The organism is Leisingera sp. ANG49 (genome assembly GCF_059694505.1).
The window spans coordinates 436,134-445,076 of the sequence record NZ_JCATZN010000001.1; the positions used below are offsets into that span (position 1 = coordinate 436,134).

General features: G+C 62.6%; 12 protein-coding genes. All 12 read left to right on the forward strand.

Translation table 11 applies throughout. The annotated features are described in order from the left end of the window. The first annotated feature begins 383 nt into the window (after positions 1–383). Genes AC58NV_RS02180 through AC58NV_RS02235 form a run of 12 tightly spaced genes read left to right on the forward strand, consistent with a single transcriptional unit; the run spans position 384 to position 8,934 of the window. Positions 384–521 carry a hypothetical protein gene (locus AC58NV_RS02180; RefSeq protein WP_497225680.1) on the forward strand — a complete coding sequence of 46 codons (138 nt, stop codon included), beginning with the start codon at positions 384–386 and terminating at the stop codon, positions 519–521. Further along, positions 518–1,126 carry a putative metallopeptidase gene (locus AC58NV_RS02185; protein ID WP_497225681.1) on the forward strand — a complete coding sequence of 203 codons (609 nt, stop codon included), beginning with the start codon at positions 518–520 and terminating at the stop codon, positions 1,124–1,126. The genes AC58NV_RS02180 and AC58NV_RS02185 overlap by 4 nt, the downstream gene beginning before the upstream one ends. Positions 1,127–1,165: 39 nt before the next feature. Further along, the gene (locus tag AC58NV_RS02190; protein WP_497225682.1) at positions 1,166–1,633 is read left to right on the forward strand and encodes a DUF2280 domain-containing protein; all 468 of its coding nucleotides are present in this window, start codon (positions 1,166–1,168) and stop codon (positions 1,631–1,633) included. Continuing rightward, complete coding sequence (locus tag AC58NV_RS02195) at positions 1,599–3,023, forward strand: PBSX family phage terminase large subunit (RefSeq protein ID WP_497225683.1); 1,425 nt, start codon at positions 1,599–1,601, stop codon at positions 3,021–3,023. Before AC58NV_RS02190 ends, AC58NV_RS02195 begins: the two co-directional genes overlap by 35 nt. Continuing rightward, positions 3,020–4,849 carry an anti-CBASS protein Acb1 family protein gene (locus AC58NV_RS02200; RefSeq protein WP_497225684.1) on the forward strand — a complete coding sequence of 610 codons (1,830 nt, stop codon included), beginning with the start codon at positions 3,020–3,022 and terminating at the stop codon, positions 4,847–4,849. Before AC58NV_RS02195 ends, AC58NV_RS02200 begins: the two co-directional genes overlap by 4 nt. Further along, positions 4,846–5,994 (forward strand): DUF2213 domain-containing protein, encoded by a 1,149-nt coding sequence (locus AC58NV_RS02205; RefSeq protein ID WP_497225685.1) that lies wholly within the window; start codon positions 4,846–4,848, stop codon positions 5,992–5,994. The genes AC58NV_RS02200 and AC58NV_RS02205 overlap by 4 nt, the downstream gene beginning before the upstream one ends. A 3-nt stretch (positions 5,995–5,997) precedes the next feature. Continuing rightward, on the forward strand, positions 5,998–6,480 hold the full coding sequence (locus AC58NV_RS02210) for a structural cement protein Gp24 (protein WP_497225686.1): 483 nt from the start codon (positions 5,998–6,000) through the stop codon (positions 6,478–6,480). Between the two features lie 12 nt (positions 6,481–6,492). Next, positions 6,493–7,455 (forward strand): DUF2184 domain-containing protein, encoded by a 963-nt coding sequence (locus AC58NV_RS02215; protein ID WP_497225687.1) that lies wholly within the window; start codon positions 6,493–6,495, stop codon positions 7,453–7,455. Positions 7,456–7,508: 53 nt separating this feature from the next. Beyond that, complete coding sequence (locus tag AC58NV_RS02220; RefSeq protein ID WP_497225688.1) at positions 7,509–7,880, forward strand: hypothetical protein; 372 nt, start codon at positions 7,509–7,511, stop codon at positions 7,878–7,880. A gap of 57 nt (positions 7,881–7,937) precedes the next feature. Continuing rightward, the gene (locus AC58NV_RS02225) at positions 7,938–8,333 is read left to right on the forward strand and encodes a hypothetical protein (RefSeq protein ID WP_497225689.1); all 396 of its coding nucleotides are present in this window, start codon (positions 7,938–7,940) and stop codon (positions 8,331–8,333) included. Beyond that, positions 8,330–8,731, forward strand: a complete 402-nt coding sequence (locus AC58NV_RS02230; RefSeq protein WP_497225690.1) for a hypothetical protein — start codon at positions 8,330–8,332, stop codon at positions 8,729–8,731. Before AC58NV_RS02225 ends, AC58NV_RS02230 begins: the two co-directional genes overlap by 4 nt. Positions 8,732–8,736: 5 nt before the next feature. Next, entirely contained in the window at positions 8,737–8,934 is a 198-nt protein-coding gene (locus tag AC58NV_RS02235; protein WP_497225691.1) for a hypothetical protein, read from the forward strand. The last annotated feature ends 9 nt before the right edge of the window (positions 8,935–8,943 follow it).

Sequence of the window (8,943 nt, forward strand, 5' to 3'; positions counted from 1 at the left end):
ACGACGTGTGTTTGATTGCAGAGCTCGGCCGCATGTCGCACTGCGTATGCACGGCGACTGTGGTCTGCGTCCGACTTGCTGCATGGGCGAAATGGCCTAACAGGGCAATGGTGGCTCAGGGCTCGAAGTTGGCTTTCGAATTTGGGGCTATTTGCACACGACTGCTTGATGGATGCACAAGATGTGGTAGACTAAGCCCGCTACCGAATTGCGCGTGTATCGCAAGGCTCCGGGCCGGCCGCGTGGCGTACCTGACGGGATATTCAGGAACTGGTGGAGCTTAAGGGCTCTGCTGCTGACGCTTCTATTGCATTCAGAGACTGATTTTTCGAGCACATCCCGTGCTCGGTTCGGATGCGTTCTTCTCATGCTGAGGTGACACCATGGCTGACCTTGCCCTGAGCTACTTGGCGGATATCGCACGCCATGGCGGCAAGGAGCCTAAGGGCTGGCGGAATGACCCGCGCGCCATGCAGATTGCCAAGCTGAGCGACGCTGCACGCAAGGTGGCCCGCCGGTGAATATTCCGCTCCCTGATGAGGAAAAGGCGCTGGGGCTGTCTGAATGGTTCGAGCCCTCGCCGGATCTGGCCATTTGGGCGCACGAGACGTTCCTTGCCGAGGGCGGGGAGCTGGAGAACCCGGATCACGCACACCTGCGCTTCGCACGCATCGGCTTTCTCTGGACCAACGTCGCGAATACCAAGAAGGGCCGCATGGTCATCGGGACCGCGGAAAAGGGCCAGCCGCAAGGCGCCATGGGCAAATGGTCCAAGGCCCGAGCCGAGCTGCAAGTGGTTGAATGGTTCGGTCAGGTGCCGGACTTCATCATCACGATCCATGCGGAATGGTGGCTGCAGGCGGAGGATACCGAGCGCTGCGCCCTGATCGAGCACGAGCTTTACCACTGCGCCCAGGACCAAGACGCATTCGGCGCGCCGAAGTTCAGCAAGTCCACCGGGCTGCCTGTCTATGTGATGCGCGGCCACGATGTTGAGGAATTCGTGGGTGTGGTCCGCCGCTACGGGGCAGAGGCAACACGGGTTCGGGAATTGGTGGATGCAGCAAATGCGGGGCCGGAAATCGCAGTGGCTGAGATCGCCCACGCCTGCGGCAACTGCGCCTGACCAACGATAGGCCAGCCTTGACGGAGGCTTGAAACAGATATGGCAAACAGCCGCCTAACCAATGAGCAGAAAACTTATGCTGTGCAGGCGCTGGCGTGTTTTGACAGCCCCAGCACCGTGGCGAATGCGATCAAGGAAGAATTCGGGGTGAAGATCACGCCCCAGGCAATCGAGTGCTACGACCCGAACAAACGGGCAGGGCGCAAACTCGCGGACAAGTGGCGGGCCATCTTCGAAGAGACCCGCAAGGCCTTCCTGGAGGACACCAGCCAGATCGGGATCAGCCACCGGGCCGTGCGTCTGCGCACTCTCCAGCGCATGGCGGAAAAGGCCGAGACCATCGGAAACATGGTGCTGGCCAAGGATCTGCTGGAGCAGGCGGCGAAGGAGGTGGGTAACGCCTACACCAACCGCCGGGAACTCGGAGGCCTGGGCGGTGGGCCAGTGCAGGTGAGGACGTTGGCTGATTTCTATGGCGGGGCAAGCGAAGAGGAAGGCGACACTTAATCCAGTCCTCCGGGATTTCTGGCTGACCCCGGCACGGAACAGGGTTCTCTACGGCGGCCGGTCCAGCTCGAAGTCATGGGATGCGGCGGGGTTCGCAATCTTCCTGGCGACGCAGTGCAAGATCAGGGTTCTGTGCGCGCGGCAGTTCCAGAACAAGATCAGCGAGAGCGTGTACACGCTGCTCAAGATCCAGATTGAACGGTTCGGGCTCAAGGATGAGTTCGACATCCAGAAGAACACGATCATCCACAAGGTCACCGGGGCCGAGTTCCTGTTCTATGGCCTGTGGCGGCACATTGACGAGATCAAGTCTCTCGAAAGCATCGACATCTGCTGGCTTGAAGAGGCGCACAACCTGACATCCACCCAGTGGGAGATTCTGGAGCCGACGCTGCGGGGCGAGGGCTCGCAGTTCTGGATCATCTTCAACCCGCGCCTGGTGACAGACTTCGTTTACCGGACGTTTGTCCGCGGCACGCCGTCGAAAACCATCAAGGGCAAGATCAAGGGTGAGGTCGGCGCCACCATCAAGCGCCACATCAACTACGACGAGAACCCGTTCCTGTCCTCCACCATCCTCAAGGTGATCGACCGGAAACGGGCCGAGGATGAGGAAGAGTTTCGCCATATCTACGGTGGTGAACCGCGGGAAGATGGCGATGCGGTGGTCATCAAGCGCTCCTGGGTGCTGGCGGCTATCGACGCGGACAAGAAATTGGGGCTGGCGCGGGAAGGCGCTAAGCGGGTCGGCTTCGATGTTGCCGATGACGGCAACGACAAGTGCGCCACTGTGGCAATGCATGGCTGGGTGGCCACGGAAATCGATGAATGGGCGGCAAAAGAGGATGAGCTGCTCAAATCGGCCGGCAGGGTGCATGCAACAGCGCGGCGACTGCAGGCTGATATTGACTATGACAGTATCGGCGTTGGTGCCTTTGCCGGGGCGCACTTCAAGGCGCTGAACAAGAAGCACCACGTCAGCCTGGAATACCGGAAATTCAATGCGGGTGACGCAGTTCGCGAACCGGATGAGCGGATCGACAAGAACGATCCGCAGTCTCCGCTGAACAAAGACTTCTACGCCAACCTCAAGGCGCAGGCCTGGTGGGAAGTGGCCAGGAGGTTCCGCAATACCTTCAACGCAGTCACCAAGGGTATCATGAGCCCGGTGGATGAGATGATTTCCATCTCCAGTGAATGCGAGCATCTGGACCAGCTCATCGATGAGCTCTCCACCCCGCTGCGGGACTTCGACAACGCAGGTAAATCCAAGGTCGAGAGCAAGAAAGACCTGGCGAAACGGGACGTCCCGTCGCCGAACGTGGCCGACGCCTTCGTGATGGCAGCGGCCCCGGCAGAAAAGAAATTCTCCTGGGAGGGCGCGCTTTGACCAAGCCGCATTACCGCCGCACCGCCGATGGCGGCACGGTTCTCATGCATGACGGGCTGCAGAACGTGGTCTCTGGCATGGGCACCGGCCGGGATAAGGCCGCGGGCGCTGTCTACATGCTGTCGCTGCTGACCGAAGATCAGATCGAGGCGGCCTACCGCACCTCCTACCTGGCTCAGCGGATCATCGACGTTCCGGCCGAGGACGCCGGGCGGGAATGGCGGGAATGGAAGGCCAAGGAAGCACAGATCACCCTGCTGGAGGCCGAGGAGAAGCGGTTGGGGCTGCAGGGCAAGCTCATTGAGGCGATCAAGGCGGCGCGGGCCTGGGGCGGCGGGGCCATCCTGATCGGTGATGGCGCCAGCGACATTTCCGAGGAGCTGCGGCCGGAGAGCATCGGAAAGGGCGGGCTCAAATACCTGACCGTCCTGCGCCGCCAGGAGCTGACCCCGGGCGAACTGGAGGATGACCCTCGCAAGCCTGGCTACAAGCGGCCCAAGCACTACAGCATCAACACGCCTGAGGGTGCCATCGAGATCCATCCGTCGCGGCTGGTGATCCTGCGCAGCAAGATCGCCCCCGGCGGCAACATCATCCAGACCGACGGCTGGGGCGACAGCATGCTGAACACGGTCCTGTCAGCCGTGCAGCGAGACGATTCCGCATCCGCCAACGCCGAAAGCCTCATGTATGAGGCCAAGGTGGATGTAATGAAGGTCAAGGGACTGACCGAGAACCTGCGCAGCCGCGGCGCTGAATATGAACAGCTGCTGCTCCGCCGGTTCCAGCTGGCCAACATCGCCAAGGGCATCAACGGCGCGTTGCTGCTGGATGAGGACGAGGGTTACGAGCAGAAGAGCGCGTCTTTCAGCGGCATTCCGGATCTTCTGGACAAGTTCGCTCAGCGTGTGAGCGCGGCCGCCGGCATCCCGATGACCCGGCTGTTCGGCATGTCGCCGGGCGGGCTGAATTCGACCGGCGACAACGACGTGCGCGGCTACTACGACCTTGTGAAGGTGCATCAAACCCTCTGGATCGACCCGGAGCTGCACACCCTCAACGAATGCCTGATCCGCTCGGCCCTGGGCGCGCGACCGGATGAGATCCACTACGCCTGGCGGCCCCTGTGGCAGCTGAGCGAGAAGGAGATCGCCGAAAACGCCGACAAGCTCATGAGCGCCCTGGAGAAGCTGGAGCGCATGGGCAGCACGCCGCCGGAGGCCATCAGTAAGGCCGCGGTCAACGCGCTGACTGAAAGCGGCGCATTCCCGGGCCTGGAGGGATACGCCGGCGAATTCGGCACGGGCGAGCCAGGTGATGACGATGAGGCTGCCGCCCTGGGTGACCACACCGGGCAGGGCTTGAGCGATGCCGCCCCGCGCACCCTCTATGTGCATCGTCCGGTCCTGAATGCCGAGGAGATCATCGCCTGGGCGAAAGAACAGGGGTTCAAGACCACGCTGCCCGCCGATGACCTGCATGTGACCATCGCCTACAGCCGCACCCCGGTGGACTGGTTCAAGGTCGGCGAGGCCTGGAGCGAGGAGGTCAAGGTGACCGAGGGCGGCCCGCGCGCCATGGAGGCCTTCGGAGACGCCAAGGTGCTGCTGTTCTCCAGCCACCACCTGCACTGGCGGCACAAAGAGATGACCGACGCCGGGGCCAGCTGGGATCACCCGGAGTATCAGCCGCACATCACCATTTCCTATGCCGACGACGCCCCGGCGCTCGAAGATGTTGAGCCCTTCAAAGGGCAGGTCGTGCTGGGGCCGGAGGTCTTCTCCGAGATCAAGGAAGACTGGCAGGAAGGGATTTCAGAGGCATGAGCGAGTTTCATTTCTCCGACAGCGCCACGCTGAGCGGCACCCGCAAGCTGCAGGACGGCTACCTCGTCACCGAGGCCTTTGCCGTCCGCACTGGTATTCAGCTCTACAGCGGTGCCGAGGTCGGTCTGGCCGACAAGGATGTGGTGCGGGTCTACCGGCCGGAGGATGAGGTGCGGGCACCAGAAAGCCTGGCCACCTTCAGCCATGCCCCCGTCACCATGGGGCACCCCGAGCGCGTCACGGCCGACAACTGGGCGGATCTGGCCAAGGGGGAGGTGTCCACCGAGGCAAAATGGGAAGGTGGCAAGATCAAGCTGCCGCTGATCATCAAGGATGCTGCGGCCATCGCCGCGGTTGAAGCAGGAACCCGCGAACTGTCCGCCGGCTATGTTTGCCGGTTGGAGATCAAGGACGGCGTGACCCCGGGCGGCGAAGCCTATGACGCCATCCAGCGGGATATTCGCGTAAACCACCTCGCCATCGTGCCCAAGGGCCGGGCGGGATCTGAATGCCGTATCGGTGACGGTGCGGACACCTGGGGCGCGGCCCCGATCACCCTGGACAGCGAGGAGGAATATTCCATGTCCAACCAGACCATGACCGTGGTGCTGGGCGATAAGGCCGTGACGGTCGCCGCCGCAGATGCCCCGGCAATTGAGGCGTTCAAGGCCGCTTCGGCCAAAGCGCTTCAGGACACCAAGGACGCCCACCAGGCAGCCCTGGATACCAAAGACGCCGAGCTGGCGAAGAAAGACGCCCAGATCGATGATCTGAAAGGCAAGGTGCTGTCCGATGCTGATATCGACAAGCGCGTTGCCGCCCGTACCCAGCTGCTGGGCGACGCGGCCAAGGTCGTCAAGGACGTCAAAACCGAAGGCCTGTCCGATGCCGCCATCCGCAAGGCTGTGGTTTCAGCCAAGCTGGGTGATGACGCCCTCAAGGACAAGTCCGACGCCTACCTCGAGGCGCGTTTCGATGCCTTGGTTGAAGCGGCCGACGCTGCCAAGCCTGACCAGTTCGCCGACGCCATGCAATCCGGCGTCATCCACGATGGCGGCATGTCCGAGGCCGATAAGGCCTATCAGGAAAGCTTGGCCGAAATGAGCGACGCCTGGAAGGGCGGCGCAGAGCAGAAGGGGGCATAAGCGATGGCTGTGCAGACCAATTACTCGGCCGCAATGGCCGCGGCCTATGCGGGCATGATTGCCAGCACCGAGCCGAATGAACTGATCTCCCGCAACGTGGAAACTGCTGCAGGCATCGGCTTTGCTGTCCCGGTGATCCAGGGAGCCAGCGACAATGGCTGCGATCTGGTTTCGGCCGCTTCGGATGCAGTGATCGGCATCACCGTTCGCGACCAGTCCGTCATCGACGACAAATTCGCGCAGTACGACTCCGCTCTGCTGATGCGCAAGGGGCCGCTGTGGGTGACCGTCACCGACGCTGGTGGCGTTGCTGCAGGCGATGAGGTCTGGGTCAAGGTGGCTGACGGCACCTTCTCCAACGCCGATGCCGGTGGCAGCGGCTCCATCAAGCTGCCCGGGTGCCGCTGGGAAACCAGCGCGGCCAACGGGGAACTCGCGCTGCTGCGCGTCAATCTCGATGTTCCGGCTGAAGCCGGCGCTGCCTAAGGAGGCCGACTTATGAACATGACCACCAAACAGTTCAACGATGCCATGCAGGCCTCGCTGGGCTTTGCGGTAAAACAGACCACGCACATCGAGGCTGGCATTTACCGCACCAAGTACCCGGAACTGAACTATGCCGAGCTGGTCCCTGTGGACACCAGCGCCGGTGAGTTCGTGAAGTCCGTCACCTATTACTCGCTGGACGGCGCAGGCCAGGCAAAATGGCTGAACGGCAACGGCAAGGATGTGCCGGTCGTGGGCGCCCAGATGGGGCAACACGAAACCGCCGTGCATGCCGCTGGCATCGGCTACAGCTATGGCTTCGAAGAGGTGAACCAGGCGCGCCTGCTGGGTATTCCGCTGGATGGCGAGAAAGCCCGCCTGGCCCGCCGCGCCTACGAGGAAATGTGCTACACCGTCGCGCTGAGCGGCGATGCAGACAAGAACTTCCAGGGCCTCTACAGCTACACCGGCGTGCCCGCGGTCTCGGTTGAGGCGGATGGCAACGAAAACGGCGGCACCAATGATACGGAATGGGCGAAGAAGACCCCGGACCAAATCATCCGCGACGTGAACAACCTCCTGACCGGTGTTGTCACTGCGACCAAGGAAACGGAGCTGGCGGATACGCTGATCCTGCCCACCGAGCGGTTCAACTACATCGCCTCCACCCGCCTGACCGACACGGACATGACCATCCTGGAATTCATCCAGAAGGCCAACGTCTACACGGCTCAGACCGGGCGGCCGCTGACCATCCGCGGCAAGCGCAACCTGCTGACCGCGGGCGCTGGCGGCACCGCACGGATGATTGCCTACCGCCGGGCGCCGGATGTGCTGAAGTTCCACATCCCGATGGTTCACCGGTTCTTCCCGGTTCAGATCGAGGGCTTCCAGTTCACCATTCCGGGCATGTTCCGCCTCGGTGGCCTGGATATCCGCCTGCCTAAGGCCGTGAGCTACGGCGACGGCATCTAAGCGCAACGCGGGGCCGGGGTGACTGGCCCTGAACCCCAAATGGAGGTGAAACCATGAAAGTTCACAATACCACCAAGGGCGATCTGGGCCTTGGTTCCGGCTTCATCGTCCCCGCGGGCGGCTGGCTGGAAATCGAGGAGGAGCAGCTGGAGAAACTGGCCCGCAGCAAAGTGGTTCGCACTTGGGCTGAAGATGGCTGGATCGTTGCTGATGGCGATATGCCGACTGCTGCAGAAGGTGTGGGCAGCGCACAAAGCCGCGCCAAGGCCATTGCCGAGGTGATCGGCGGCCTAGACAGGGAAACCGGGTTCACGCAGTCCGGCAAGCCGGAGGTCGATGCTATCAACGCGGCGCTGCCGGAAGGCATGGCGCCGGTGGATGCAGCCGAACGTGACGTTGTCTGGGCGAGCATCCCCCAGGAGTAATTCCAGAAACTCTGCGCGGGCCTGTAGCGGGCCTGCGTTTCCTTGTTGGAGGTTCAGATGATCGGCACCCTTGCAGATTTCCGCACGTATGCCACCGACCGCGGTAACTCCGCGCCTGCAGATGCAGCAAACGCTGACGCCACCGCGGCGCTGGTGCGGGCCTCCGATCACATCCGATTTGCCTATGTCGCCCGGTTCGCCGCCGGGTACGACGAGTCCGCGCCCAATGTGGAGGCGGCAACCTACGAGGCGGCACTGTTGGAGCTGGCCAAGCCGGGGTTCTTCTCGGCGATCTACACCCCCGGCGAGCGCAAGGTCCTGACAGAGGCCAAGGGTATCAAATGGCAGGTCATTGGCGGCGGCGCCAGTGACAGCGCCTCCCCGGTTTCCACCCGGGTTGAGGACATGCTGCGGCCCTATCTCTATCAGCCGGTGGGGATTTTCTCGGTATGAGCGGCTTCGATATCGCTGAAGAGATCGCTGCAGCACTGGCGGAGGCTGGTGAGGCGGTGGGGGACGGTCCGCTGCTCTGCACACTGCGCAAGGCGGGTGCTGGCGGCCCGGAAACGCCCTGGGACGCCACGCCGGAACCGGACCCCGTTCTGCACGAGCTGACCGCGCTGGACGAATACCTGCGGCTCCGTGATGCCGTGGGAACGCTGACCGGTGAGCAGATCCGCAAACTGACCGTGAATGCAACCGGCGCGGAACCGGTGAATGGCGACGAAATTGCCGTTGGGGTTGCAAAAGACGCAGTGACCCCGGACACTGAGTTCGCCGAAATCATCAAGGTGACGAAGGTTGCACCTGGCGGCGTGGCGCTGATGTATGAACTGGAGCTCGCAAGCTGACCGACTTGAGCCAAAACCTCGCCAGCCTCTATGAGGGTCTGGATAGCCCGGCCCAGGCCTATACGGTCCGCCGGCATCTTGAGGTCGGCGACGAGGCCGCGGCGCGGATTGTGGCGGCCATGCCGCCAGGCAGCTTTACCGAAGCAGACTGGCGAGTTTTCGAGGCATTCTGCTGGGGCTTTGTTGTCGGCCAGACCGGCTGAGCCCCTATC